A 25,677-nucleotide genomic window follows, 5' to 3' on the forward strand; every position below is an offset into this window, starting at 1 on the left:
CGGCCACAGCCACAGACTTCAACGGAGACCCCCTCATGACCGAGAGCACCACCATCCGCTGGGAGCAGGACGACACCGGTGTCGTCACCCTCGTCCTCGACGACCCGGAGCAGTCCGCCAACACCATGAACCAGGCGTTCCGTGACTCGCTCGCCGCGGTCGCCGACCGTCTGGAGGCCGAGCAGGACTCCATCCGCGGCGTCATCGTCACCTCGGCCAAGAAGACCTTCTTCGCCGGCGGCGACCTGCGCGACCTCATCCGGGTCACCCCCGGGACGGCCCAGGAACTGTTCGACGGCGGCCTCGCCATCAAGCGGAACCTGCGCCGTATCGAGACCCTGGGCAAGCCGGTCGTCGCCGCCATCAACGGCGCGGCCCTGGGCGGCGGCTACGAGATCGCCCTCGCCTGCCACCACCGCGTCGCCCTCGACGCGCCCGGCTCGAAGATCGGCTGCCCCGAGGTCACCCTCGGTCTGCTGCCCGGCGGCGGTGGCGTGGTGCGCACGGTGCGGCTGCTCGGCATCGCCGACGCGCTGCTCAAGGTGCTTCTCCAGGGCACCCAGTACAGCCCGCGCCGCGCCCTGGACAACGGCCTGATCCACGAGGTCGCCGACACCCCGGAGGAACTGCTCGCCAAGGCCCGCGCCTTCATCGACGCCAACCCCGAGTCGCAGCAGCCCTGGGACCGCCCCGGCTACCGGATCCCCGGCGGCACCCCGGCCAACCCCAAGTTCGCCGCCAACCTGCCCGCCTTCCCGGCCACCCTGCGCAAGCAGACGGGCGGCGCCCCCTACCCGGCCCCGCGCAACATCCTCGCGGCCGCCGTCGAGGGCTCCCAGGTCGACTTCGAGACCGCCCAGGTCATCGAGGCCCGCTACTTCGTGGAACTGGCCGCAGGCCAGACCTCGAAGAACATGATCCAGGCCTTCTTCTTCGACCTCCAGGCCGTCAACTCCGGCGCCAACCGGCCGCAGGGCATCGAGCCCCGCCAGGTGCGCAGGGTCGCGGTCCTCGGTGCCGGGATGATGGGCGCGGGGATCGCCTACTCGTGCGCCCGCGCCGGCATCGACGTGGTCCTCAAGGACGTGTCCCTGGAGGCCGCCGTCCGGGGCAAGGGCTACTCGCAGAAGCTGTGCGCCAAGGCCGTCTCCAAGGGCCGTACCACCCAGGAGAAGGCCGACGCCCTGCTCGCGCGCATCACGCCCACCGCCGACGTCCAGGACCTCGCGGGCTGCGACGCCGTGATCGAGGCCGTCTTCGAGGACCCGGCCCTGAAGCACAAGGTGTTCCAGGAGATCGAGGCGGTTCTCGCGCCGGACGCGCTGCTGTGCTCCAACACCTCCACCCTGCCCATCACCCTCCTGGCGGACGGCGTCGAGCGGCAGGCCGACTTCATCGGGCTGCACTTCTTCTCACCCGTCGACAAGATGCCCCTGGTCGAGATCATCAAGGGCGCGCGCACCGGCGACGAGGCCCTGGCCCGCGCCTTCGACCTGGTCCGGCAGATCAACAAGACGCCGATCGTCGTCAACGACTCGCGCGGCTTCTTCACCTCACGCGTCATCGGCCACTTCATCAACGAGGGCGTCGCCATGGTCGGCGAGGGCATCGAGCCCGCCTCCGTGGAGCAGGCGGCCGCCCAGGCGGGCTACCCCGCCAAGGTGCTCTCCCTGATGGACGAGCTGACGCTCACCCTGCCGCGCAAGATCCGCAACGAGTCCAGGCGGGCCGTGGAGGAGGCGGGCGGCACGTGGACGCCGCACCCCGCCGAGGCCGTCATCGACCGCATGGTCGACGAGTTCGGCCGCACCGGCCGCAGCGGCGGCGCGGGCTTCTACGAGTACGGCGAGGACGGCAGCCGGGCCGGGCTGTGGCCGGGGCTGCGCGAGCACTTCGCCAAGCCCGGCTACGAGATCCCGTTCCGGGACATGCAGGAGCGCATGCTCTTCGCCGAGGCGCTCGACACCGTGAGGCTCCTGGAAGAGGGCGTGCTGACCTCCGTCGCCGACGCCAACATCGGCTCGCTCTTCGGCATCGGATTCCCGGGCTGGACCGGCGGTGTGCTGCAGTACATCAACGGCTACGACGGCGGCTCCCAGGGAGGGGCGGGCCTGCCCGGCTTCGTGGCACGGGCACGCGAACTCGCCGACCGCTACGGCGAGCGGTTCACCCCGCCCGCCCTGCTGGTGGAGAAGGCGGAGAAGGGGGAGACCTTCACGGACGCGCGCTGACGAGCCCGCCCACACCTCGCTCAGGCAGAGGGCGCACCCCGGGAACCGTCTTCCGGGGGGCGCTCCTGCTCCGTGCCGCTGAGCCACTCCCGCAACTCCTCCTTCAGCGACCGCTGGAAGGTGGTCAGCAGTGCCTGCACCACCAGGGGGTGCATATGGGCGGACAGGGACCTCACATCCCGCGCGTCGCGCTCGGCCACCGCCTCGCGCAGCAGGCGCGACAGCTCGTGGGCGGCCGCACGCGCGTGCTCGACGAGCGCGGTGCGGGCCGCCAGCACCGTCTCCTGCGACAGCGGTACGTCCAGGAGTTCCACGCCGAGCCCGAGCAGGCCGGGGTCGACGCGGAAGGCGTCCCCGTCGCGGGCGACCACGTCCATGGCCACGAGCCGTTCCACGTCCTCGTCGGCGAGCGGCCGGCCCGCCCGCCGCTGCAGCTCCCGCCGTGACACCCTCTCCTCGGTCTGCGGGGCCCAGGAGGCGACCACCGCCCGCTGCACGGCGAGGTCGTGCGGCGTGAGGTTCTGCGGCAGCTGCCGCAGGTGCCGCTCGATCGCGGCGAGCGTCATGCCCTGGTGCTGCATCTCCTCGATCAGCGCCAGCCGGGCCAGGTGGTCCCGGCCGTAGTGCCCCACCCGGCGCGGTCCGATGGCCGGCGGCGGCAGCAGGCCCCGGGAACTGTAGAAGCGGACCGTGCGCACCGTGACGCCGGCCCGCGCGGCCAGCTCGTCGATCGTGAGGGCCGGCTGAGCGGCGTCGGTCGTCATGTGCAGCAGTATCGCTGTCCCACCAATGGTGTGAAACCTGTGTCTTGGTGTGCAGGACGGTTGGTTGACCTTTGAAAGCCATGTGAGAAGGGCCGCTATGTGACATAGACCATCGCGCCGCGGGCGATCCACCTGGGAAAGTGTTGCCTTGGTCTGTGCCGCGTCATGGGTGGTGCGGGCCGGATCTTGTACGGACAACCGGGCGCACCCCGCCCGGGGCACCAGAGAGTGGAACCACCCTTGAGCAAGGACTCCGTGCGAACGGCACAGGTCGCCACCCACCCGAAGGCGACCGGAGCGCCCGCCGACGCGGGCGACGCCGGCTACAGCAAGGGCCTCAAGCACCGCCACGTCAACATGATCGCCATCGGCGGTGCGATCGGCACCGGACTCTTCCTGGGGGCCGGCGGCCGCCTGCACAACGCGGGCCCGGCGCTCGCCCTGGCCTACCTCGTCTGCGGCGTCTTCGCGTTCTTCGTCGTCCGCGCCCTGGGCGAGCTGGTCCTCTACCGGCCCTCGTCCGGGTCGTTCGTGTCGTACGCGCGCGAGTTCCTGGGTGAGAAGGGCGCCTACGTCGCCGGCTGGATGTACTTCCTCAACTGGTCGACCACCGGCATCGCCGACATCACCGCGATCGCGCTCTACACGCACTACTGGAGCATGTTCACGAGCATCCCGCAGTGGGTGCTCGCGCTGATCGCCCTGGCCGTGGTTCTCGCCGTGAACCTGATCTCGGTGAAGATCTTCGGCGAGATGGAGTTCTGGTTCGCGATCATCAAGGTCGCCACCCTGGTCGGCTTCATGCTGGTCGGCATCTTCCTGCTGGCCACCCACCACGAGGTGGGCGGCGCGACCCCCGGCCTGCACGTGATCACCGACAACGGCGGCATCTTCCCGCACGGCATGATGCCGGCCGTCCTCGTCATGCAGGGCGTGATCTTCGCCTACGCGGCCCTGGAGCTGGTCGGCGTCGCCGCGGGCGAGACCGCGGAACCGGAGAAGGTCGTTCCGCGCGCGGTGAATTCGATCATGTGGCGCGTGGGCCTGTTCTACGTCGGCTCGGTCGTCCTGCTGGCCCTGCTGCTGCCCGGCTCGGTCTACTCGGCCGACGAGAGCCCCTTCGTGACGGTCCTGTCGAAGATCGGCGTCCACGGGGCCGGCGACGTGATGAACCTGGTGGTCCTCACCGCCGCGATGTCGTCGCTGAACTCGGGTCTGTACTCCACCGGCCGCATCCTGCGCTCCATGGCCATGGCGGGCTCCGCGCCGAGGTTCACCCGGGTCATGAGCCGCACCCAGGTCCCGTACGGCGGCATCCTGCTGACCTGTGCGGTCTGCGTGCTGGGCGTCGGCCTGAACTACCTGGTGCCCAGCCAGGCCTTCGAGATCGTGCTGAACGTCGCCTCCCTCGGCATCGTCAGCACCTGGGTGATCATCATGGTCTGCCACCTGATCTTCGTCCGGCGCGCCAGGGCGGGCCAGGTCACCCGGCCGCACTTCCGGCTGCCGGGCAGCCCGGTCACGGAGATCGCCACGATCGCCTTCCTGCTGGTCTGCCTCGGCCTGATGTGGAACGACCCCGAGGTCGGCCGCAAGACCCTGCTGCTCATCCCGCTGATCGCGGTGGTGCTGGTCGCCGGCTGGTTCGGCGTCCGCCGCCGGGTCGCGCAGGCCGCCGACCAGGAGCTGTCCGAGCTCACCAAGTAGGACGAGCTGTCCGAGCTCACCAAGTAGGACGAGCTGTCCGGGCTCACCAAGTAGGAGGAGCCGTCCGGGCTCACCAAGTGAGCGCGGGGCCGGGCGGGCCGAGGGGTGGGACCCCCGCGCCGCCCGGCCGTCGTTCACTTGCCGTGGACCTCGTTCGTCGCCTCGATCTTCTTCCAGGACTTCGGCTGCACGGGTGCCGCCGACGCCCTCGCCGGGGACACCGTGCGCGCCGCGGGAGCGCCCGGCTTCGACGGCTGGAACAGCCAGGTGTCGAACAGCGCGGCCAGCGGCTTGCCGGACACCTGCTCGGCGTACTTCTGGAAGTCGGCGACCGAGGCGTTGCCGTAGGCGTGCTCCTTCGGCCAGCCCTTGAGGACGGCGAAGAACGCGTCGTCGCCGATCGCGTTGCGCAGCGCCTGGATCGCCAGCGCGCCCCGGTCGTAGACCGCGATGTCGAACTGGTTGTCAGGTCCGGGGTCGCCCGGCTTCACCGTCCAGAAGGCGTCGTCGGCCGGATGCGAGGCGTACACGTAGTCCGCCAGCTCCTGCGCGGTGCCCTCGCCCTCGTGCTCGGACCACAGCCACTGCGCGTAGCGCGCGAAGCCCTCGTTGATCCAGATGTCCTTCCAGCCCTTCAGCGACACGTCGTCGCCGTACCACTGGTGGGCCAGCTCGTGCACGACCACCGAGGTGTTGGAGCCGTTGGCGAACTGCTTCGGGCTGTAGTACACCCGGGTCTGCGTCTCCAGCGCGTACCCGGTGGTCGTGTTGGGCACGTAGCCGCCCGCCGAGCTGAACGGGTACGGCCCGAGGTAGCCGCTCAGCCAGTCGACGATCTCCCCGGTGCGCTCCACGCTCGCGCGAGCCGCCCCGTCGTTGTCGCCGAGGTCCCTGCTGTAGGCGTTGACCACCGGGACACCGCCCTCCGAGGTGCCGGTGGTGATGTCGAACTTCCCGAGCGCGAGCGTGGCGAGGTACGTCGCCTGCGGCTTGTTCTCCCGCCAGTTGTAGCGCGTCCAGCCGAGCTTCGAACCGGTGGACTGGAGCGTGCCGTTGGACAGGGCCTGGGTGCCGTCCGGCACGGCCACCGACACGTCGTAGGTGGCCTTGTCACCGGGGTGGTCGTTGCTGGGGAACCACCACCAGGCCGACTCGGGTTCGTCCGCCGCCACCGCCCCGTCCCGGGTGCGGTGCCAGGCGGTGAAGCCGTAGGCGCTCTTCGTGGACGGCACCCCGCTGTAGCGCACCACCACCGTGATCGGCGTGCCCTTGGCCAGCGGGGTCTTCGGGGTGATCACCAGCTCGTGCTGGCCGGAGGTGGCGAAGGCGGCCCTGGCGCCGTTGACCCGTACCTCGGCGACGTCGAGCAGGAAGTCCAGGTCGAAGCTCGACAGATCCTGCGTGGTGCGCGCCTGGACCGTCGCCGTACCCTGCAGCTCGTCCGTCGCGGGCTGGTAGGTCAGCCTGAGGTCGTAGTGGGAGACGTCGTAGCCGCCGTTGCCGTAGTCCGGGTAGTAGGGGTCGCCGAGGCCCGGCGCGCCGGGGGAGTAGCTTGCGGCCGATGCCGGGATCGCCAGCAACAGGGAAGCCGCCGCGAGTACGCCCGGCGCCGTGATTCTGCGGTGCACGAGAACTCCAAGTCCTAGGGGCACGAGGTTCGTTCGGAGCCTATTGAGTCGCTCTACCCCTGGGCATGTCCATGGTCACCCCTGTCACACGATCGCCATTCGGCCGTCATGGTCGAATCACTCCCATGGACCCTTCTCGGCCACGTTCGGCCCAGTGGGGATCAGTTTCCCTCTTCTGCACGGGAGTTGACCCCGGTACCGTCCCGCGCATGCCGACACGCATGCGCTTCACGACCCTCAGGTCGCTGGCCGCGACGGTCACCGCCGTCCTGGCGGCCGCTCTCCTCGCCGCCGCCCCGGTGGCCCACGGCGCCCCGCAGACCCCCGGCGCCCCGCACGAAAGCCGGCCCGTCTACTCGTACGCGGGCGCCGTACGCGAGGCCGTCTGGGTGGACACCGGCCTCGACGGCGACGGCGACGGGAAGACCGACCGCGTCGCCGCCGACATCGTCCGGCCCCGCGAACCGGCCCAACAGGGCCGGAAAGTACCCGTGATCATGGACGCCAGCCCGTACTACTCCTGCTGCGGGCGCGGCAACGAGAACCAGCTGAAGACGTACGACGCGAACGGCCACGTCGTGCAGATGCCGCTGTTCTACGACAACTACTTCGTGCCGCGCGGATACGCCTTCGTCGGCGTCGACCTGGCCGGCACCAACCGCTCCGACGGCTGCGCCGACGTCGGTGGCCGCTCCGACGTCCAGTCCGCCAAGGCGGTCGTCGACTGGCTCAACGGCCGCGCCAGGGCCTACACCACCCGCACCGGCTCCACCCCGGTCAGGGCCACCTGGACCAACGGGAAGACCGGCATGATCGGCAAGAGCTGGGACGGCACCATCGCCAACGGCGTGGCCGCCACCGGCGTCGAGGGACTGAGAACCGTCGTGCCGATCAGCGCCATCTCCTCCTGGTACGACTACTACTTCGCCAAGGGCGCCCCGCTGTACGACTCCGGTCCCGAGTGGCTGTCCGACTACGTCGACAGCCCCGGCGCGCGCACCCGGTGCGCCGCCGTGCAGAAGAAGCTCGCCGAGGGCGCCCCGCGCACCGGCGACTGGACCGCGCTGTGGAGCGAGCGCGACTACGTGAAGAACGCGGGCAGGGTGAAGGCCAGCGTCTTCCTCGTGCACGGCATGCAGGACCTCAACGTCCGCACCAAGCACTTCGGCCAGTGGTGGGACGCCCTCGCGAAAAACGGCGTGCGGCGCAAGATCTGGCTCTCCCAGACGGGTCACGTCGACCCCTTCGACTTCCGCCGCTCCGCCTGGGCCGACACCCTGCACCGCTGGTTCGACCACGAACTCCTCGGCTACGACAACGGCATCGACCGTGAGCCCATGGCCGACATCGAGCGCCACCCCGACCAGTGGGTCACATCGCGGGTCTGGCCGCCGGCAGGCACCGGGGCGACCACCCTGCGCCCGGCCCCGGGCCCGCGGGCCGGCGTCGGCACCCTCGGCCTGCGCAAGGCCGCGGGCACCGAGACCTTCACCGACAACCCGCAGCTGAGCGAGACCGACTGGGCCGCCCGGATCGACACCCCGACACCCGAGAAGGCCGGCTTCGTCACCCGGCCCCTCAGGCACGACCTGAGGCTGTCCGGCTCCTCCCGGGTCACCGTCACCGCCACGCCCACCACGTCGGCGGCCCACCTGTCCGCCGTCCTCGTCGACCTCGGCCCCGCCACCATCCGCGACTACGCCGACGCCGCCGAGGGCATCACCACCCTCGCCGACCGCACCTGCTGGGGCGCGAGCACCGCGGGCGACAGCGCCTGCTTCAAGGCGACCGGGGCGAAGACGGCCGACGTCGACCGCACCGTGCTCAGCCGGGGCTGGGCCGACCTCGGCCACTACGCCTCGGACCGCAAGGGTGTCCCGCTCACTCCCGGGAAGGCGTACACGATCACCCTGGACCTGGCGGCGACCGACCACGTGGTCCCCAGAGGACACCGGCTGGCACTGATCGTCGCGGGCACGGACAAGGGCCTCATCGACCCTCCCGCCGGCACCCCGACGCTCAGCCTGGACCTGTCCCGTACATCGGCCACGGTCCCGCTGGTCGGCGGCGCCGAGGCGTTCGCGCGGGCCACCTCCGGCCCGGCCCCGGCAGCCACCGCGCCCGGGGCCGCGACCCCGGGCGGCGTCCGGGCCCCGCGCACCCTCCACCGCGTGCCGGGACGGTGAACCGGCGTGCCCGGGCAGGGAGTCACCCCTGCCCGGGCCGTGGGCCTGCCGGGGCAGTGACCCACTGACACGCACCCGGGCCACCGGCCCCGGCGAGACAGGCCCGCCCGCCCGGAGCCGGTGTCGGCGCCGACGCAGGTGCAGTGCAGGCGAGGCAATGTGTCATGCCGTGCTCACATCACCCTCCCGCTGGGGATACTCACAGCATGTCTGCCGAGTACGCGACCTTCGGCCTGGCCCCGGCGACGCGCGCCGGTGAGGTCCTCGCCGACGGCGGCTACCAGGTGCACCGGGACTTCGTCGACTTCGTCGTCAACGGGCGTCCGCTGCTGTTCCGGCTCTCCGACCTGGATGCGGTCTCCCCGCTGGCCTCCGACGTACCGCCCGCGATCTTCACCGCGCAGGTGCGCAGCCTGCTGCTGCAGGCCGACGCCCCGCTGCCGGACGGCCGGTACGTCGTCTACGGCTGCCCCGAGTGCGAGGACCTGGCCTGCGGGGCCGTCACCGCGGTGATCGAGCAGGACGGCGACGACTACGTCTGGCGGGACTTCGCGTGGCAGACGGACGACCACGCCGACCTGGCACTCAACGGCTACCACGGCATCGGCCCGTTCCGCTTCCACGGCGCCGAGTACCGCGCGGCCCTCGGCGCCCTCCTGGACGGCGAAGCGCACACCCCCCGCCGCCGCGTGCTGCTGATCGGTGCCAGGGTCGCCGTCCTCGCCCGGCTCGCCGCCGCGCTGCGCGCCATCGGCATCGGCGCGGACATCACCCGCGACGCCACCGGCGTTCCCGCCGAGGAACTGCGCCAGTACGGCGCCGTCGCCTTCGGCCGGGCGATCGGCGCGCAGGAACGCGCCGCGGTGCGCCGGTCCTTCGAGCGGGCCGGGGTCGAGGTGGCCTACGTCGACCCACTCGCCCCGATCGTCCCGCTCCTGGTCGCACAGGTCGAACACGCCCTGGAACCCGGCCCGGTGGAACAGCGCAGGCTGGTCCGCCTGGTGGCCGCCGACGGTGCGGCGGGCGTGGAGGTCGCCTCCGCCTGCCGGGTCCGCATCACCGCGTACCGCCTCGACCGCCGCCGGCGCAGCCAGGCCCGGGAGGTCTTCGACGGGATCCTGGAGCCGGGGTGCCACCGGATCGAGCTGGATCCGAAGGCGGTGCGGGGCGAGTCCTTCGTGGTCGCCCGGACCTCGGGGAGCGTGCTGGTGGAGGCGGTGGCGCACCGACCGACCGCCGGGCGCGGCCGTTAGGATCGGCGGTCTGATGACTGCCACCCTCGTCGCCAAGAACCTCGCCGCCGGTCACGGCGACCGCTCGCTGTTCACCGGGCTCGACCTCGTCGTCGCCCCCGGGGACGTGATCGGGCTGGTCGGTGCCAACGGCGCCGGCAAGTCCACGCTGCTCGGGCTGCTCGCCGGGCTGACCGCGCCGGAGCGGGGCGAGCTCGTCCTGTCCCCGCCGACGGCGACCGTCGGGCACCTTCCGCAGGAGCCGGAACGGCGCCCGGGCGAGACCGTACGGCAGTTCCTCGCCCGCCGCACCGGCGTCGCCGCGGCCGAGCGGGCGATGGACGACGCCACACAGGCGCTCGTCGACGGAGCTCCGGGCGCGGACGACGCCTATGCGGCGAGCCTGGAGCGGTGGCTCGGTCTCGGCGGCGCCGATCTCGACGAACGTGCGAAGGAGGTCGCCGACTCGCTCGCTCTGGCCGTCGGCCTCGACCGGCCCATGACGTCCCTGTCCGGCGGCCAGGCGGCCCGCGCGGGCCTGGCCTCCCTGCTGCTGTCCCGCTACGACGTCTTCCTGCTCGACGAGCCGACCAACGACCTCGACCTGGACGGCCTGGAACGCCTCGAGCGGTTCGTCACCGGCCTGCGCGCCGGGACCGTCGTCGTCAGCCACGACCGCGAGTTCCTCACCCGCACCACCACCAGGATCCTCGAACTCGACCTCGCCCAGCGGCAGGTCAACCTCTACGGCGGCGGTTACCAGGCCTACCTGGAGGAGCGGGACATCTCGCGACGGCACGCCCGCGAGGACTACGAGGAGTACGCCGACAAGCGGGCCGCCCTCCAGGACCGCGCACAGATGCAGCGCGCCTGGATGGACAAGGGCGTCAAGAACGCCCGCCGCAAGGCCGGCAACGACAACGACAAGATCGGCCGCAAGTTCCGCAGCGAGGCCAGCGAGAAGCAGGCCGCCAAGGCCCGTCAGACCCAGCGCATGATCGAAAGGCTGGATGTCGTCGAGGAGCCCCGCAAGGAGTGGGAACTGCGCATGGAGATCGCCTCGGCCCCCCGCTCGGGCGCGGTCGTCGCCACGCTCCGCGACGCCGAGGTGCGGCGCGGCGACTTCGTGCTGGGTCCGGTCTCCCTGCAGATCGACTGGGCGGACCGGGTGGCGGTGACGGGGGCGAACGGCGCGGGCAAGTCGACGCTGCTGGCCGCCCTGCTGGGCCGCGTGTCACCGGACCGTGGGCACGCGGCGCTCGGTTCGGGCGTCCTGGTCGGCGAAGTCGACCAGGCACGGGCGCTGTTCCACGGCCCGCAGTCGCTGCTGGACGCCTTCTGCGCGGCGGTCCCGGACATGGAACTCGTCGACGTCCGCACGCTGCTCGCCAAGTTCGGCCTCAAGGCGGACCACGTCCTGCGCCCGGCGGCAACCCTGTCCCCGGGCGAGCGCACCCGGGCCGCCCTCGCCCTGTTGCAGGGCCGCGGCGTCAACCTGCTGGTGCTGGACGAACCCACCAACCACCTCGACCTGCCCGCCATCGAGCAACTCGAAGCGGCCCTGGACTCCTACGAGGGCACCCTGCTCCTGGTCACTCACGACCGCAGAATGCTGGACGCGGTCCACGTCACCCGCCGCCTGGAGGTCTCGGACGGCAAGGTGACCGAACGCTAGGGCCTGTCTTCCGGATCCTGCCGGGGCCGGCCAGGAGGCGCTGTTGCCCGGAGCCGGCCTGATCCGGAAGACAGGCCCTGGCCCGGATCCGCGTGGGATCCGGGCCACGCGGCTCAGCGCCTGCCGTTCTTCGGGTCGAGCAGGCCCGCACGGCGCAGGGCGTCGGCCATCGCGCTGTTGGCCGGCGGGGGCGCCTGGCGGGAACCGCCCCCGCCCCCGCCGCGGCCCTGGCGCTGCTGGGGCGGACGGCCGCCGCGCTGCCGCCGCTCCCCGCCGCCCTGCTGCCGGTCCTGCGGCGCCGCCTCGTCGTCCAGGCGCAGCGTCAGCGAGATCCGCTTGCGCGGGATGTCGACGTCCAGCACCTTCACCCTGACGATGTCGCCGGGCTTCACCACGTCCCGCGGGTCCTTCACGAACGTCTTCGACATCGCCGAGACGTGCACCAGACCGTCCTGGTGGACACCGACGTCCACGAAGGCGCCGAAGGCCGCCACGTTCGTGACGACGCCCTCGAGGATCATCCCGGCGGACAGGTCGGAGATCTTCTCCACGCCCTCCTTGAAGGACGCGGTCTTGAAGGCGGGCCGGGGGTCGCGCCCCGGCTTCTCCAGCTCCTTGAGGATGTCCGTCACCGTCGGCAGACCGAACGTCTCGTCCACGAAGTCGGAGGCCTTCAGCGAGCGCAGCACCGCCGTGTTGCCGACGAGGGAGGCCACCTCCTGGCCGGTGGTCTTCACCATGCGCCGGACGACGGGGTACGCCTCCGGGTGCACGCTGGAGGTGTCCAGCGGGTCGTCGCCGCCGCGGATGCGCAGGAAGCCGGCGCACTGCTCGAACGCCTTGGGGCCGAGCCGCGGCACCTTCTTCAGCTCCGAGCGGGAGGTGAACGGCCCGTTGGCGTCCCGGTGCGCCACGATGTTCTCGGCGAGCCCGGAGGTGATGCCGGAGACGCGCGCGAGCAGCGGCACGGACGCCGTGTTGACGTCCACGCCCACGCCGTTGACGCAGTCCTCGACCACCGCGTCCAGCGAGCGGGACAGCTTCACCTCGGACAGGTCGTGCTGGTACTGGCCGACGCCGATCGACTTGGGATCGATCTTGACCAGTTCGGCCAGCGGGTCCTGCAGCCGGCGGGCGATGGAGACCGCGCCGCGCAGCGACACGTCCATGTCCGGCAGCTCCTGCGAGGCGTAGGAGGAGGCCGAGTACACCGACGCGCCCGCCTCGGAGACCATCACCTTGGTGAGCTTCAACTCGGGGTGCTTGGCCAGGAGTTCACCCGCCAGCTTGTCGGTCTCGCGGGACGCCGTGCCGTTGCCGATCGCGATCAGCTCGACCGCGTGCTGCTTGGCCAGGCGCGCCAGTCTGGCAATCGCCTCGTCCCACCTGTTGGCCGGAACGTGCGGGTGGATCACGTCCGTCGCGACGACCTTGCCGGTCGCATCGACCACGGCCACCTTCACACCCGTACGGAATCCGGGGTCCAGGCCCAGCGTCGCGCGGGTGCCGGCCGGAGCGGCCAGCAGCAGATCGCGCAGGTTCGCCGCGAACACGCCCACGGCCTCGTCCTCGGCGGCGGTGCGCAGCCTGAGGCGCAGGTCGATGCCGAGGTGCACGAGGATGCGGGTGCGCCAGGCCCAGCGGACCGTGTCCGTGAGCCACTTGTCGGCGGGGCGGCCGCGATCGGCGATCCCGAAGCGGTGCGCCACGATGCCCTCGTACGACGACGGGCCCTCGGTCGGCTCCTCCGGCTCCAGGACCAGGTCGAGGACCTCCTCCTTCTCACCGCGCAGCATCGCGAGGATGCGGTGCGAGGGCAGCTCGGTGAACGGCTCGGCGAAGTCGAAGTAGTCGGCGAACTTGGCGCCCGCCTCCTCCTTGCCGTCCCGCACCTTGGCGGCCAGCCGCCCGCGCACCCACATGCGCTCGCGCAGCTCGCCGATCAGGTCGGCGTCCTCCGAGAACCGCTCGGTGAGGATGGCGCGGGCGCCGTCCAGTGCGGCCTGCGGATCGGCGACGCCCTTGTCGGCGTCGACGAACGCGGCCGCCGCGGCCACCGGCTGCACCGTCGGGTCGCCGAGCAGCCCCTCCGCCAGCGGCTCCAGACCCGCCTCGCGCGCGATCTGCGCCTTGGTGCGCCGCTTGGGTTTGAACGGCAGATAGATGTCCTCCAGCCGCGCCTTGGTCTCGGCTGCCCGGATCTGCGCCTGAAGCTCGTCGGTGAGCTTGCCCTGCTCGCGCACCGACTCCAGGATCGCCGTCCGCCGCTCCTCCAGCTCCCGCAGGTAGCGCAGCCGCTCCTCGATCGTGCGCAGCTGCGCGTCGTCGAGCATCTCGGTCGCTTCCTTGCGGTAGCGGGCGATGAAGGGCACCGTCGAACCGCCGTCGAGCAGCTCCACGGCGGCCTTGACCTGCCGCTCCCGTACGCCGAGCTCCTCGGCGATCCTGCCTTCGATGGACCCTCCTTCGAGGGAACCGGGTGTCGTCACGATCCCGTACCGCCTTCTTCACTTCGGGTTGCGCGGCAATTGTGGCAGGCGGCACCGACAATTCGGGGATCAGGGCGGCTCCCCGCGGGGCGCGGGGCCCTTTCCCGGACCAGGCTGTCCCTCGTGGGCGGTCCACCCGTGACGCGGCCGGCAGCCGGACGGCCCCGGTGTGCCCGGGCCCGCTCCTGCCTGCCGCCGCGGGTCTGTCGGCCGCCGCGGGCCTGCCGGAGGCTCCAGCAGCCGGTTCAGTCCGGCGTGGGCACGGTCCAGGTGAACCGCGGCTGCCTGCGCTCCAGGAACGCGGCGACCCCCTCGGCGGTGTCGCCGCTGCCGCGCGCCTGCCCGGCCCAGTGGGTGTCCCGGTCCGTGCGGCCGTTCGCGAACTCCTTGGCCGCGGACTGCGTCAGCTGCGAGCGGGCGGTGAGGATGCGGGTGAACTCGGCCACGCGCTTGCCCAGTTCACCCTCGGGCAGCACCTCGTCGGCCAGTCCCGTGCGCAGGGCGCGTTCGGCGTCGATCAACTCGCCCGAGAACAGGAGGTACTTGGCGGTGGCCGGGCCTACGAGGGACACCAGCCGGCGGGTGGAGGAGGCAGGGTAGACGATCCCGAGCTTGGCCGGTGTGACCCCGAACAGCGCCCCGGCCTCGGCGAACCGCAGGTCGCAGGCCGCGGCGAGCTGCGCGCCGCCGCCCACGCAGTGCCCGCGGACGGCTGCCAGCGTCGGCTTGGGAAACGCGGCCAGAGCCTCCTCGGCCAGCCTCGCCAGGCGCTGCGCGTCCTCGGGCGAATCCCGCAGGGTGGAGATGTCGGCCCCGGCGCAGAACGTCTCCCCCGCACCGGTGAGCACCAGCGCCCGTACCCCGGGGTCGGCGGCCAGGCTCTCCAGCAGCGGCGGCAGCGCCCGCCACATCGCGGCCGTCATGGCGTTGCGCTTGGCCGGGTGGTGGACGACGACGGTGGCGACCGCGTCGGTCACCTCGTGCAGCAGCTGCGGCTCCATGCGCCGGATGCTATCCGCTCGGCCAAGCGTTTGATCAAGAAGGGGCGGGGGAGAGGTACGACACGCCACGTGAACATGATCAAAAGCAATGCAAAGCAAAGAAATCGGGGCACGGTACGGACGCGAGGAGGCGCCGACGGCCGCGTCCACCGAGCCTCGGATCGGCCCCCGGGCGAGGCGGCGAAGATGCGCCGCGGCTCCGGCCGGCCGGCCGCGCCCGGCGTGCGCTGTCGACGGCCTCGGCTTGATCGCGACCGGCTTCTGCGGTCGCCGCATCGTCGGCAGGGTCGCCGGCCGACCTGAACGCGGACGCGGGGGGTGGCCGCGGCCGGTCGCCGGGACGGACGCGGGCGAGGTCAGACCCGTACAAACCGAAGAGTTCGCGAAGTCGGCGCGGCGGGGACAGGAGCGGTCCCACACGTGACCGTGTCATACGCAGGCGGTCACAAAGAGCTTGAAATCAGCTGACTTCTGTTCAGTCCCGGGGGTGGCACTTCCGCGTTACCAACACTCGGTGTGTGGTGACAATCGAGCGCGAGGGTGGCGACCGGACGATGGACAACCATGGGCGCGGGCACGGCCCACGCCCAGAAGGCGGCGCAGGGGCACCCCCCAACGGCGGGCCGCCGGATCCACTGCCCTACGAGGGAGTCTGGCGGTTCACCGCGCCCGCCGTCGACGCCTCGGTCCCGCAGGCCCGGCATGCCGTACGGGACCTGCTGCTGCGTCAGGGGGTGCCGGCGTCGGACGACCTGGTGCACGGCCTGCTGCTGATCGTTTCCGAGCTGGTCACCAACGCCGTGAGGCATGCGGCGCTGCTGTCCCCGATGCTCGCCGTGGAGGTCGCCGTCGGCGCCGAGTGGGTGCGGGTGTCCGTGGAGGACAACCACCCGTACCGCCCGTCCGCCCTGGAGACCGACCACGGCCGGACCGGCGGGCGCGGACTGCTCCTGGTGCGCGAGATCGCCCTGGAGGCCGGCGGGGTGTGCGACGTCGAGCACACGGCGAGCGGCGGCAAGGTGATCTGGGCCGCCCTGCCGCTCAAACCCGCTCGGTGGCCCACCGGCTGACCGGTGTACGGCCATGGCTCGCCGGTCGGTGAAGGGTGCCGCCCGCTCGCCGGACCGGCCGGGCGGGCGTGCCGCGTGCCTGGTCGCCGGTTTGTCCGGGGCTCACCAGCCGGCGGCGGGACCCGTCAGCTCCCGGACCGCGGGACGGGCCGCGTCCAGCACGGTCATGAACCACGAGGAGAAGGTGTCCCTGGCGTGCCGCTCGGCGAGCTCGGCGGCGGTCACGAAGGCCGTGGCGCCGACCTCCTGCGGGTCGGGCCGCAGCGGGGACTGCACCAGGCCGACGAAGAGGTGGTTGTACTCCTGCTCCACCAGACCCGACTCCGGGTCCGGGTGGTTGTAGCGGACGGTGCCCGCCTCGGCGAGCAGCGACGGGGAGACCCCGAGCTCCTCGTACGTCCGCCGGGCCGCGGCCGCGAACGGTGCCTCACCGGGGTAGGGGTGACCGCAGCAGGTGTTGGACCACACGCCGGGGGAGTGGTACTTGCCGAGCGCCCGCTGCTGCAGCAGCAGCCGGCCGTGCTCGTCGAAGAGGAACACGGAGAAGGCGCGGTGCAGCTGTCCCGGCGGCTGATGGGCAGCGAGCTTCTCCGCGGTGCCGATCGTCACGCCGTTCTCGTCGACCAGTTCCAGCAAAATCGCGTCCGCGGTGCCGTTCGACGATCGGTGCGTCGCGGTGGCAGGTGTGATCGGCATACCCATCCTTCACATCGGTCCTCGAAACCCAAGTCTGCCGCACGAATCCGGCACTCCCGGCACTTCCCGGCACTCCGCATGTCCCGCGCGGCGACGCGGGCCGCGGCCGTCACCGGTGGGGAGCCGGAAGGGGGACCCGGTTCATCGTGCCCGGCGCGATGGCCCCGGAACCTTCCCGGCGGCCCGCGCGGGAGTGAGCGGTTGCACCCCGGACGTCACGTGCCACCGGGTCAGTGGCACAGGTGCGCTTCGTGCTCCGCGTGCCCGCCCGGCTCGAGCTGGAAGGTGCAGTGCTCCACGTCGAAGTGGTCGCCGAGGCAGCCCTGGAGCTCGTGCAGCATCTTCTCGTGGCCGATCGCGCTGAGCGTGTCGGAGCTGACCACCACGTGCGCGGACAGCACCGGCATGCCCGAGGTGATCGTCCAGGCGTGCAGGTCGTGGACGTCCTCGACGCCGTCCAGCGCCAGGATGTGCGCCCGGACGTCGGCCATGTCGACGTCCTTGGGCGCCGCCTCCAGCAGCACGTCGAGGGTCTCGCGCAGCAGCTTGAAGGTCCGCGGCACGATCATCAGGCCGATCGCCAGCGAGGCGATCGGGTCGGCCGCCTGCCAGCCGGTGATGAGGATCACGGACGCCGAGACGATCACCGCCAGCGAGCCGACTGCGTCGGCGGCGACCTCCAGGAAGGCGCCGCGCACGTTCAGGCTCTCCTTCTGGCCGCGCATCAGCAGCGTCAGCGAGATCGAGTTGGCGACCAGACCGACCACACCGAACGCGATCATCAGGCCGCCCCGGGTGTCGGCCGGGGTGAAGAACCGCTGCACCGCCTCGTAGAGCACGTAGCCGCCGACGCCGAGCAGCAGCAGGCAGTTGGCGAGCGCGGCGAGGATCTCGGCGCGGGCGTAGCCGAAGGTGCGGTTCCGGCTGGGCGGGCGGTTGGCGAAGTGGATGGCGAGCAGCGCCATGCCGAGACCGAGGGCGTCGGTCGCCATGTGGGCCGCGTCGGCCACCAGTGCGAGCGAGTTCGCGGTCACACCGCCGACGATCTCCACCACCATCACGGTGAGCGTGATCGACAGCGCGATGCGCAGCGTGCCGCGGTGCGCGGCCGCCGCCGTCCCGGTGGTGGCAGCGCCGTGCGCGTGCCCGTGGTCGTGACCGGCCCCCATGTGACGTCCGCCCTCCTGTGTTCCGCCCGGGATCACCAGTGAACTACGGGGCGGGGGCATCGGGCAACGCGGCACTGAACACCGTTGTCATGTGCCCTGACCTGGGCAAACGAAGCCCAGGTCAGCACGGGCCGCCCGCGGGCAGGACCGGGCGGCGCAGGGACGCCGGGAACCGGGCGTCCGCCCGCTTCCCGGACGCTGGAGGTACTCCCGATCCGGGGGGAGTTTGTGGCCCGCCCCCGGAATCACCCATGATGATCGCGGCGAAGGTCGCCGCAGACGGCGTTGTATCTGCCCGTGAACGGGCGGTGAACGCGGGCTTCCGTACATCCGATAGCCTCTGCCGACATGCCGCCCGGGTGCCAGGCAAGTGGCGCCCCCACCATGCACATGACCGGCGCGGACGCGTCGGCACTCAGGGAGTGAGTTCGGTTGTCGACCGCCATCCTCACCGGTCAGCCGGTGCCCGGATCGTCGATCGAGGGCGATCTGCGGTCCCTCGGCTTCGACGTGCGGGTCGCCGTCGACGCCTCCGACGCCGAGACCCTGCTGGCCCAGGTGCCCGACGACCAGCGCGTGGCCGTGGTGGACGCCCGGTTCGTCGGTCACCTCCACGCGCTGCGCCTCGGCCTGACCGATCCCCGCTTCGATCTCGCCGCCGTGCCCGGCGCCGTGACCGCACGCCCGGCCGGCCGCCAGGCCCTGACCCGTGCGATGGCCCGGGAGAACTCCGCCGGCGGCGGTGCGTCCGCCAAGCCCTCGACCGCGCTCAGGCAGCAGGGGGCCCCCACCGCCGTCGGCAGCCTCGCCGACCGCATCGGCACCGCCCTGGACGACGACGGAGCCGACGTCCACCGCCCCGAGCTGGGCAGCCTGGTCGCCGCGGTGCCCGGCGACCCGCAGGCACGCAACGAGGCCCGGCAGGCCGTCGCCGCCGTCGACGACGAGGAGGTCCGCCTGAAGTCGGCGGTGAAGGCCCGCGACGGCTTCTTCACCACCTTCTTCATCAGCCCCTACTCGCGCTACGTCGCCCGCTGGTGCGCCCGCCGCGGCCTGACCCCCAACCAGGTCACCACGGCCTCCCTGCTCACCGCGCTGATAGCGGCCGGCTGCGCGGCCACCGGCACCCGCGGCGGCTTCGTCGCGGCCGGTGTGCTCCTGATCGCCTCCTTCGTCCTGGACTGCGCGGACGGGCAGCTCGCCCGCTACTCGCTGCAGTACTCCACCCTCGGCGCCTGGCTGGACGCCACCTTCGACCGGGCCAAGGAGTACGCCTACTACGCCGGTCTCGCCCTCGGCGCGGCCCGCGGCGGAGACGACGTGTGGGCCCTCGCCCTCGGCGCGATGGTCCTGCAGACCTGCCGGCACGTGGTCGACTTCTCGTTCAACGAGGCCAACCACGATGCCGACGCGAACACCAGCCCCACCGCCGCCCTCTCCGACCGGCTCGACAGCGTCGGCTGGACCGTCTGGGCGCGCCGGATGATCGTCCTGCCCATCGGCGAGCGCTGGGCCATGATCGCCCTCCTCACGGCGGCCACCACCCCCCGGATCACCTTCTACGCGCTCCTCGTCGGCTGCGCCTTCGCCGCGACCTACACCACGGCAGGCCGCGTGCTGCGCTCGGTGACCCGCCGGGCCCACCGCACCGACCGGGCGGCGCGGGCGCTGGCCGACCTCGCGGACAGCGGCCCGCTGGCCGAACTGCCGGCCCGCACGGTGCGCGGCGTGCCCCGGCAGGCGATGGTCTGCTCGGCCCTGGCCGGCGGTGCCCTCGTGACCTGCTCGGCCCTGGTGTGGGGGGCCGGATGGCAGACCGTCCTGTGTGCCGTCGGTTACGTCCTGACGTCCGCGATCGCCGTCTCCCGCCCCCTCAAGGGCCCCCTCGACTGGCTGGTCCCCCCGGTGTTCCGGGCGGCCGAATACGGCACCGTGCTGATCCTGGCCGCCAAGGCCGGGGTGAACGGAGCGCTTCCCGCGGCTTTCGGGCTGGTGGCCGCCGTCGCCTACCATCACTACGACACGGTGTACCGCATCCGCGGCAACGCCGGCGCGCCCCCGGCCTGGCTGGTGCGCGCCATCGGGGGGCACGAAGGGCGGACGCTGCTCGTCACCGTCCTGGCCGCGCTGCTCACCGCCTCGCAGTTCACGGTCGCGCTCACGGTCCTCGCCGTGGCCGTGGCCCTCGTGGTGCTCGTCGAGAGCATCCGCTTCTGGGTGACCTCCCACTTGGGAGGCGCGCCCGCCGTACACGACGAAGGAGAACCCGCATGATCGGCCTCGTGCTGGCGGCAGGCGCCGGACGGCGCCTGCGCCCCTACACCGACACCCTGCCCAAGGCGCTGGTGCCGGTGGGGCCCGCAGGCAGCGAGGACAGCATCACGGTGCTCGACCTCACCCTCGGCAACTTCGCCGAGATCGGCCTGACCGAGGTCGCGATCATCGTCGGCTACCGCAAGGAGGCCGTGTACGAGCGCAAGGCGGCCCTGGAGCAGAAGTACGGCCTCAAGCTCACCCTCATCGACAACGACAAGGCCGAGGAGTGGAACAACGCCTACTCCCTGTGGTGCGGCCGTGACGCCCTCAAGGACGGCGTGATCCTCGCCAACGGCGACACCGTCCACCCGGTCTCCGTCGAGAAGACCCTGCTCGCCGCCCGCGGCGACGGCAAGAGGATCATCCTCGCGCTGGACACCGTGAAGTCGCTGGCCGACGAGGAGATGAAGGTCGTCGTCGACCCCGGCCAGGGCGTGCAGAAGATCACCAAGCTGATGGACCCGGCCGAGGCCACCGGCGAGTACATCGGCGTCACCCTCATCGAGGGCGACGCGGCTCCCGAGCTGGCCGACGCGCTGAGGACGGTCTGGGAGACCGACCCGCAGCAGTTCTACGAGCACGGCTACCAGGAGCTCGTCAACCGCGGCTTCCGCATCGACGTGGCGCCGATCGGCGACGTGCGCTGGGTCGAGATCGACAACCACGACGACCTCGCCAAGGGCCGGGAGATCGCGTGCCAGTACTGACCCGGCTCATCCCGTCGCCGGTCGTCGTGGACATCCGCCCGGGTGCCCTCGACGACCTGGGAGCCGTGCTCGCCGACGAGCGCATCTCGCACTCCGGGCGCCTCGCCGTCGCCGTCAGCGGCGGCTCCGGTGCCCGGCTGCGCGAGCGGATCGCGCCCTCGCTGCCGGGTGCCACCTGGTACGAGGTCGACGGCGGCACCCTCGACGACGCCATCCGGCTGGCCGGCGAGATGAAGGGCGGCCACTTCGACGCGGTCGTGGGCCTGGGCGGCGGCAAGATCATCGACTGTGCCAAGTTCGCCGCGGCACGGGTGGGGCTGCCCCTGGTCGCCGTGCCGACGAACCTCGCGCACGACGGTCTGTGCTCCCCGGTCGCCACCCTGGACAACGACGCGGGCCGCGGCTCCTACGGCGTACCGAACCCGATCGCGGTCGTCATCGACCTCGACGTGATCCGCGAGGCCCCGGCCCGGTTCGTGCGCTCCGGCATCGGCGACGCCGTCTCCAACATCTCCGCCATCGCGGACTGGGAGCTGTCCAACCGGGTCAACGGCGAGAAGATCGACGGCCTGGCCGCCGCCATGGCCCGCCAGGCGGGCGAGGCGGTGCTGCGGCACCCAGGCGGCATCGGCGAGAACGACTTCCTGCAGGTGCTGGCCGAAGCGCTGGTCCTCAGCGGTATCGCCATGTCGGTGTCGGGCGACTCGCGGCCGTCCTCCGGGGCCTGCCACGAGATCAACCACGCCTTCGACCTGCTGTTTCCCCAGCGCGCCGCGAGCCACGGCGAGCAGTGCGGGCTGGGCGCCGCCTTCGCGATGTACCTGCGCGGGGCGCACGAGGAGTCGGCCCACATGGCCGAGGTGCTGCGCCGGCACGGGCTGCCGGTACTGCCGGAGGAGATCGGCTTCACGGTGGACGAGTTCGTCCGGGTCGTGGAGTTCGCCCCGGAGACCCGGCCCGGCCGCTACACGATCCTCGAACACCTCGCCCTCAAGACCGACCAGATCAAGGACGTCTACGCCGACTATGTCAAGGCCATCGGTAGCTGAACTCCGTCCGGTCGTGCACCCCGCCGGGGTGAAGGACCGGCGCAGCGGTGAGCACTGGGCGGGACGCCTGTACATGCGTGAGGTGTCCCTGCGCGTCGACCGCTACCTGGTCAACACCGGGGTCACGCCCAACCAGCTCACGTACCTGATGACCGTCTGCGGTGTGCTCGCGGCCCCGGCCCTGCTGGTGCCGGGGATCGCGGGCGCGGTGCTCGGCGTGGTGATGGTCCAGCTGTACCTGCTGCTGGACTGCGTCGACGGCGAGATCGCGCGCTGGAAGCAGCAGTTCTCCCTCGGCGGGGTCTACCTGGACCGGGTCGGTGCCTACCTCACCGACGCCGCGGTCCTGGTCGGCCTCGGTCTGCGCGCCGCCCACCTGTGGGGTCCCGGGCGGATCGACTGGCTGTGGGCGTTTCTGGGGACCCTGGCCGCGCTCGGCGCGATCCTGATCAAGGCCGAGACCGACCTCGTCGGCGTCGCCCGGCACCAGGGCGGCCTGCCGCCGGTCAAGGAGGCCGCCTCCGAGCCGCGCTCCTCCGGCGTGGCGCTGGCCCGCAGGGCCGCCGCGGCGCTCAAGTTCCACCGGCTGATCCTCGGGATCGAGGCGTCCCTGCTGATCCTGGTCCTCGCGATCGCGGACCAGATCCGGGGCGATCTGTTCTTCACCCGGCTCGGCACCGCCGTACTCGCCGGGATCGCCCTGCTGCAGACCGTGCTGCACCTCGTGTCCATCCTCGCCTCCAGCAGGCTGCGGTGAGCGCCGTGGCATCCTCGCTGAAGGTCGGTGCGGTGATCATCACCATGGGCAACCGCCCGGACGAGCTGCGCGCCCTGCTCGACTCGGTCGCCAAGCAGGACGGCGAGAGCGTCGAGGTGGTCGTCGTCGGCAACGGCTCGCCGGTCCCGGACGTCCCCGAGGGCGTACGGACCATCGAGCTGCCCGAGAACCTCGGCATCCCCGGCGGGCGCAACGTCGGCATCGAGGCCTTCGGCCCCGGCGGCCGGGACGTCGACATAGTGCTGTTCCTCGACGACGACGGCCTCCTCGCCCACCACGACACCGCCGAGCTGTGCCGCCGGGCGTTCGCCGCCGATCCCGAGCTCGGCATCATCAGCTTCCGCATCGCCGACCCGGACACCGGCCTCACCCAGCGCCGCCACGTCCCGCGGCTGCGCGCCTCCGACCCGATGCGCTCCTCACGGGTCACCACCTTCCTCGGTGGCGCGAACGCCGTTCGTACGAAGGTGTTCGCCGAAGTCGGCGGGCTGCCGGACGAATTCTTCTACGCCCACGAGGAGACCGATCTGGCATGGCGGGCCCTCGACGCGGGCTGGATGATCGACTACCGGTCCGACATGGTGCTGTACCACCCGACGACCGCGCCCTCGCGGCACGCGGTCTACCACCGCATGGTCGCCCGCAACCGGGTCTGGCTCGCCCGTCGCAACCTCCCCGCGCTCCTGGTTCCGGTCTACCTCGGGGTATGGCTGATGCTCACCCTCGCCCGCCGCCCGTCGCGCCCCGCACTGAAGGCCTGGTTCGGCGGTTTCCGGGAAGGCTGGACCACACCCTGCGGGCCGCGGCGTCCCATGAAGTGGCGCACGGTGTGGCGGCTGACCCGACTGGGCCGACCGCCGATCATCTGACAAGCTCGATTTCCGGAGCACCGCCGGCCGTCTCCCGGTCCGCGCTCCTGCCATGTCCACGCGGGCCGCGCCCGTCGAAGACAAAGGTTTCCCAGCTGTGAGTGAGACAACGCATGACGGCGGCGTCGCCCTCGGCGCTGCCTCGTCGCCCGACACCGGCCTCACGGCGGCCGAGCTCGCCGCCCGGTACGGCCTGTCCGTCAGCGGCGCCAGGCCCCCTCTGGTGGAGTACGTCCGCCGGCTGTGGGGCCGGCGCCACTTCATCCTCGCCTTCTCGTCGGCGAAGCTGACCGCCCAGTACAGCCAGGCCAAGCTCGGCCAGGTCTGGCAGGTGGCGACCCCCCTGCTGAACGCGGCCGTCTACTACTTCGTCTTCGGCGTCATCCTCAAGGCCGGCCGGGGCATGCCCCACGACACGTACATCCCGTTCCTGGTCACCGGTGTGTTCGTGTTCACCTTCACCCAGAGCTCGGTCATGGCCGGTGTGCGCGCCATCTCCGGCAACCTCGGACTGGTGCGCGCGCTGCACTTCCCGCGCGCCTCGCTGCCCATCTCCTTCGCGCTGCAGCAGCTCCAGCAGCTGCTGTTCTCCATGATCGTGGTGTTCGTCGTGGTGGTGGGCTTCGGGAGCTACCCGAGCCTGTCCTGGCTGCTGATCGTCCCGGCGCTGGTGCTGCAGTTCCTGTTCAACACCGGCCTGGCACTGGTCCTGGCCCGGATGGGCGCCAAGACCCCCGACCTCGCCCAGCTGATGCCGTTCCTCCTGCGCACCTGGATGTACGCGTCCGGGGTGATGTTCTCCATCAGCGGCATCCTCGCCGGACGACCCGAGTGGTTCATCCGCCTGATGCAGGCGAATCCGGCCGCCGTGTACATGGACCTCATACGCTTCGCGCTGATCGACGGCTACGGTGCCTCGCACCTGCCGCCGCACGTGTGGGCGCTCGCCCTGTTCTGGGCGGTGGTCGTCTTCGCCGGGGGTTTCGTGTACTTCTGGAAGGCGGAGGAGAGGTACGGCCGTGGCTGAGCCGGGCACCGGGCAGGACGCCGCGCCGGAGGACGGGGAGCGCATCCCCACCGTGATCGCGGACGAACTGCACATCGTCTACCGGGTCAACGGCGGCAGGACCGGCAGGGGCAGCGCCACCGCGGCCCTCAGCCGCATCCTGAAACGGGGCTCCGACGACGCGGCGCGGGGAGTGCGCAAGGTGCACGCCGTGCGGGGCGTCTCCTTCGTCGCCTACCGCGGCGAGGCCATCGGCCTGATCGGCTCCAACGGCTCCGGCAAGTCCACGCTGCTGCGGGCGATCGCCGGCCTGCTGCCACCGGAGAAGGGCAGGGTCTACACCGACGGGCAGCCCTCGCTGCTCGGCGTGAACGCGGCCCTGATGAACGACCTGACCGGCGAGCGGAACGTCATCCTGGGCGGGCTCGCCATGGGCATGTCCCGCGAGGAGATCAAGGCACGCTACCAGGACATCGTCGACTTCTCCGGCATCAACGACAAGGGCGACTTCATCAGCCTGCCGATGCGCACCTACTCCTCCGGTATGGGGGCCCGGCTGCGGTTCTCCATCGCCGCCGCCAAGGACCACGACGTCCTCATGATCGACGAGGCTCTGGCCACCGGCGACCGCGCCTTCCAGAAGCGGTCCGAGGACCGCATCCGGGAGCTGCGCCGGGAGGCCGGCACGGTGATCCTCGTCAGTCACAACAACAAGTCCATCCGGGACACCTGCGACCGGGTGTTGTGGCTGGAACGCGGGGAGCTCCGCATGGACGGTCCCACCGAAGAGGTGCTCAGGGAATACGAGAAGTTCACGGGCAAGTGACCGGGACGGGCGGGGCCCCGCCGGAACTGCTCGGGCGGGGCCCCGCGTCTGCAAGGGAAACGTCAACTCGGGCTCGGCTCAGGAATCTTGACACCAATCGGTGTGTTGTTGTGATGCGCAGGACACCCCCGCGCGGCTCGCTGCGTTGTACAACGTAAGCTGTACCGGTCCCGGAAAGCGGCAAGTGGGGCGATAATGCGCGACACCCTGGGCCAGGGCCGCCCCACGGACGGCCGGGCGGCGTGTCCGAAATAGTGTGTGTTGGGTCGGCAGTGTAG

19 protein-coding genes are annotated in these 25,677 nt (G+C 71.6%); 13 read left to right on the plus strand and 6 right to left on the minus strand.

The genetic code is table 11. The features are described 5' to 3' along the window. The first annotated feature begins 35 nt into the window (after window positions 1-35). Window positions 36-2,231: a 3-hydroxyacyl-CoA dehydrogenase NAD-binding domain-containing protein gene (locus tag AB0A61_RS17020; RefSeq protein ID WP_361292374.1), complete on the plus strand. Its 2,196-nt coding sequence runs from the start codon at window positions 36-38 to the stop codon at window positions 2,229-2,231. A gap of 20 nt (window positions 2,232-2,251) precedes the next feature. On the opposite strand, the gene AB0A61_RS17025 is transcribed toward AB0A61_RS17020, so the two are convergent. Beyond that, window positions 2,252-2,995: a MerR family transcriptional regulator gene (locus tag AB0A61_RS17025; RefSeq protein WP_361292376.1), complete on the minus strand. Its 744-nt coding sequence runs from the start codon at window positions 2,993-2,995 to the stop codon at window positions 2,252-2,254. 240 nt (window positions 2,996-3,235) lie between these two features. Between AB0A61_RS17025 and AB0A61_RS17030 the strand changes: the two genes are divergently transcribed. Next, a complete protein-coding gene (locus tag AB0A61_RS17030) occupies window positions 3,236-4,702 on the plus strand; it encodes an amino acid permease (protein ID WP_361292378.1) in 1,467 nt (488 codons plus the stop codon). 134 nt (window positions 4,703-4,836) lie between these two features. Here the strand turns inward: AB0A61_RS17030 and AB0A61_RS17035 are convergent, their stop codons facing one another. Then, the gene (locus AB0A61_RS17035; protein ID WP_361292380.1) at window positions 4,837-6,330 is read right to left on the minus strand and encodes a M1 family metallopeptidase; all 1,494 of its coding nucleotides are present in this window, start codon (window positions 6,328-6,330) and stop codon (window positions 4,837-4,839) included. A 209-nt stretch (window positions 6,331-6,539) separates the two neighbouring features. Between AB0A61_RS17035 and AB0A61_RS17040 the strand changes: the two genes are divergently transcribed. The 3 genes from AB0A61_RS17040 (at window position 6,540) to AB0A61_RS17050 (ending at window position 11,423) form a co-directional block, all read left to right on the plus strand. Beyond that, window positions 6,540-8,516, plus strand: a complete 1,977-nt coding sequence (locus AB0A61_RS17040) for a Xaa-Pro dipeptidyl-peptidase (protein WP_361292382.1) — start codon at window positions 6,540-6,542, stop codon at window positions 8,514-8,516. Window positions 8,517-8,722: 206 nt separating this feature from the next. Continuing rightward, window positions 8,723-9,769 (plus strand): oxidoreductase, encoded by a 1,047-nt coding sequence (locus tag AB0A61_RS17045; RefSeq protein ID WP_361292384.1) that lies wholly within the window; start codon window positions 8,723-8,725, stop codon window positions 9,767-9,769. Window positions 9,770-9,782: 13 nt separating this feature from the next. Further along, on the plus strand, window positions 9,783-11,423 hold the full coding sequence (locus AB0A61_RS17050) for an ABC-F family ATP-binding cassette domain-containing protein (RefSeq protein ID WP_361292386.1): 1,641 nt from the start codon (window positions 9,783-9,785) through the stop codon (window positions 11,421-11,423). 113 nt (window positions 11,424-11,536) lie between these two features. Here the strand turns inward: AB0A61_RS17050 and AB0A61_RS17055 are convergent, their stop codons facing one another. Then, window positions 11,537-13,912: a Tex family protein gene (locus AB0A61_RS17055; protein ID WP_361292388.1), complete on the minus strand. Its 2,376-nt coding sequence runs from the start codon at window positions 13,910-13,912 to the stop codon at window positions 11,537-11,539. Window positions 13,913-14,157: 245 nt separating this feature from the next. After that, window positions 14,158-14,913, minus strand: coding sequence for an enoyl-CoA hydratase/isomerase family protein (locus AB0A61_RS17060; protein ID WP_361292390.1), 756 nt, complete (start codon window positions 14,911-14,913; stop codon window positions 14,158-14,160). A gap of 554 nt (window positions 14,914-15,467) precedes the next feature. On the opposite strand from AB0A61_RS17060, the gene AB0A61_RS17065 reads away from it, so the two are divergent. Then, window positions 15,468-15,983 carry an ATP-binding protein gene (locus tag AB0A61_RS17065; protein ID WP_361292442.1) on the plus strand — a complete coding sequence of 172 codons (516 nt, stop codon included), beginning with the start codon at window positions 15,468-15,470 and terminating at the stop codon, window positions 15,981-15,983. 102 nt (window positions 15,984-16,085) lie between these two features. Here AB0A61_RS17065 and idi read toward each other — a convergent pair whose 3' ends face one another. Both idi and AB0A61_RS17075 read right to left on the minus strand, forming a co-directional pair. Then, window positions 16,086-16,679, minus strand: coding sequence for an isopentenyl-diphosphate Delta-isomerase (gene idi, locus AB0A61_RS17070; protein ID WP_361292392.1), 594 nt, complete (start codon window positions 16,677-16,679; stop codon window positions 16,086-16,088). Window positions 16,680-16,909: 230 nt separating this feature from the next. Then, complete coding sequence (locus tag AB0A61_RS17075) at window positions 16,910-17,848, minus strand: cation diffusion facilitator family transporter (RefSeq protein WP_361292394.1); 939 nt, start codon at window positions 17,846-17,848, stop codon at window positions 16,910-16,912. A 432-nt stretch (window positions 17,849-18,280) separates the two neighbouring features. Here AB0A61_RS17075 and AB0A61_RS17080 point away from each other — a divergent pair, with 432 nt between their 5' ends. The 7 genes from AB0A61_RS17080 to AB0A61_RS17110 all read left to right on the plus strand — a co-directional run bounded on the left by AB0A61_RS17080 (window position 18,281) and on the right by AB0A61_RS17110 (window position 25,399). Further along, a complete protein-coding gene (locus AB0A61_RS17080) occupies window positions 18,281-20,122 on the plus strand; it encodes a DUF5941 domain-containing protein (protein ID WP_361292396.1) in 1,842 nt (613 codons plus the stop codon). Further along, entirely contained in the window at window positions 20,119-20,871 is a 753-nt protein-coding gene (locus tag AB0A61_RS17085) for a phosphocholine cytidylyltransferase family protein (protein WP_361292398.1), read from the plus strand. Before AB0A61_RS17080 ends, AB0A61_RS17085 begins: the two co-directional genes overlap by 4 nt. Beyond that, the gene (locus tag AB0A61_RS17090) at window positions 20,859-21,920 is read left to right on the plus strand and encodes an iron-containing alcohol dehydrogenase family protein (protein WP_361292400.1); all 1,062 of its coding nucleotides are present in this window, start codon (window positions 20,859-20,861) and stop codon (window positions 21,918-21,920) included. Before AB0A61_RS17085 ends, AB0A61_RS17090 begins: the two co-directional genes overlap by 13 nt. A 13-nt stretch (window positions 21,921-21,933) precedes the next feature. After that, window positions 21,934-22,677 (plus strand): CDP-alcohol phosphatidyltransferase family protein, encoded by a 744-nt coding sequence (locus AB0A61_RS17095; RefSeq protein ID WP_361292402.1) that lies wholly within the window; start codon window positions 21,934-21,936, stop codon window positions 22,675-22,677. A 5-nt stretch (window positions 22,678-22,682) separates the two neighbouring features. Continuing rightward, window positions 22,683-23,567, plus strand: coding sequence for a glycosyltransferase (locus AB0A61_RS17100; RefSeq protein WP_361292444.1), 885 nt, complete (start codon window positions 22,683-22,685; stop codon window positions 23,565-23,567). Between the two features lie 97 nt (window positions 23,568-23,664). Then, on the plus strand, window positions 23,665-24,594 hold the full coding sequence (locus AB0A61_RS17105; RefSeq protein WP_361292404.1) for an ABC transporter permease: 930 nt from the start codon (window positions 23,665-23,667) through the stop codon (window positions 24,592-24,594). Beyond that, window positions 24,587-25,399: an ABC transporter ATP-binding protein gene (locus tag AB0A61_RS17110; protein ID WP_361292406.1), complete on the plus strand. Its 813-nt coding sequence runs from the start codon at window positions 24,587-24,589 to the stop codon at window positions 25,397-25,399. The genes AB0A61_RS17105 and AB0A61_RS17110 overlap by 8 nt, the downstream gene beginning before the upstream one ends. Window positions 25,400-25,677: the final 278 nt, after the last annotated feature.

The sequence above is a fragment of the Streptomyces sp. NPDC046197 genome (assembly GCF_040646295.1).
Lineage (GTDB): Bacteria > Actinomycetota > Actinomycetes > Streptomycetales > Streptomycetaceae > Streptomyces.

Coding starts and splice junctions, on each gene's coding strand:
- AB0A61_RS17040 (WP_361292382.1), top strand. CDS start 6,540: ATGCCGACACGCATGCGCTTCACGACCCTCAGGTCGCTGGCCGCGACG.
- AB0A61_RS17050 (WP_361292386.1), top strand. CDS start 9,783: ATGACTGCCACCCTCGTCGCCAAGAACCTCGCCGCCGGTCACGGCGAC.
- AB0A61_RS17045 (WP_361292384.1), top strand. CDS start 8,723: ATGTCTGCCGAGTACGCGACCTTCGGCCTGGCCCCGGCGACGCGCGCC.
- AB0A61_RS17025 (WP_361292376.1), bottom strand. CDS start 2,995: ATGACGACCGACGCCGCTCAGCCGGCCCTCACGATCGACGAGCTGGCC.
- AB0A61_RS17020 (WP_361292374.1), top strand. CDS start 36: ATGACCGAGAGCACCACCATCCGCTGGGAGCAGGACGACACCGGTGTC.
- AB0A61_RS17065 (WP_361292442.1), top strand. CDS start 15,468: ATGGACAACCATGGGCGCGGGCACGGCCCACGCCCAGAAGGCGGCGCA.
- AB0A61_RS17060 (WP_361292390.1), bottom strand. CDS start 14,913: ATGGAGCCGCAGCTGCTGCACGAGGTGACCGACGCGGTCGCCACCGTC.
- idi (WP_361292392.1), bottom strand. CDS start 16,679: ATGCCGATCACACCTGCCACCGCGACGCACCGATCGTCGAACGGCACC.
- AB0A61_RS17075 (WP_361292394.1), bottom strand. CDS start 17,848: ATGGGGGCCGGTCACGACCACGGGCACGCGCACGGCGCTGCCACCACC.
- AB0A61_RS17085 (WP_361292398.1), top strand. CDS start 20,119: ATGATCGGCCTCGTGCTGGCGGCAGGCGCCGGACGGCGCCTGCGCCCC.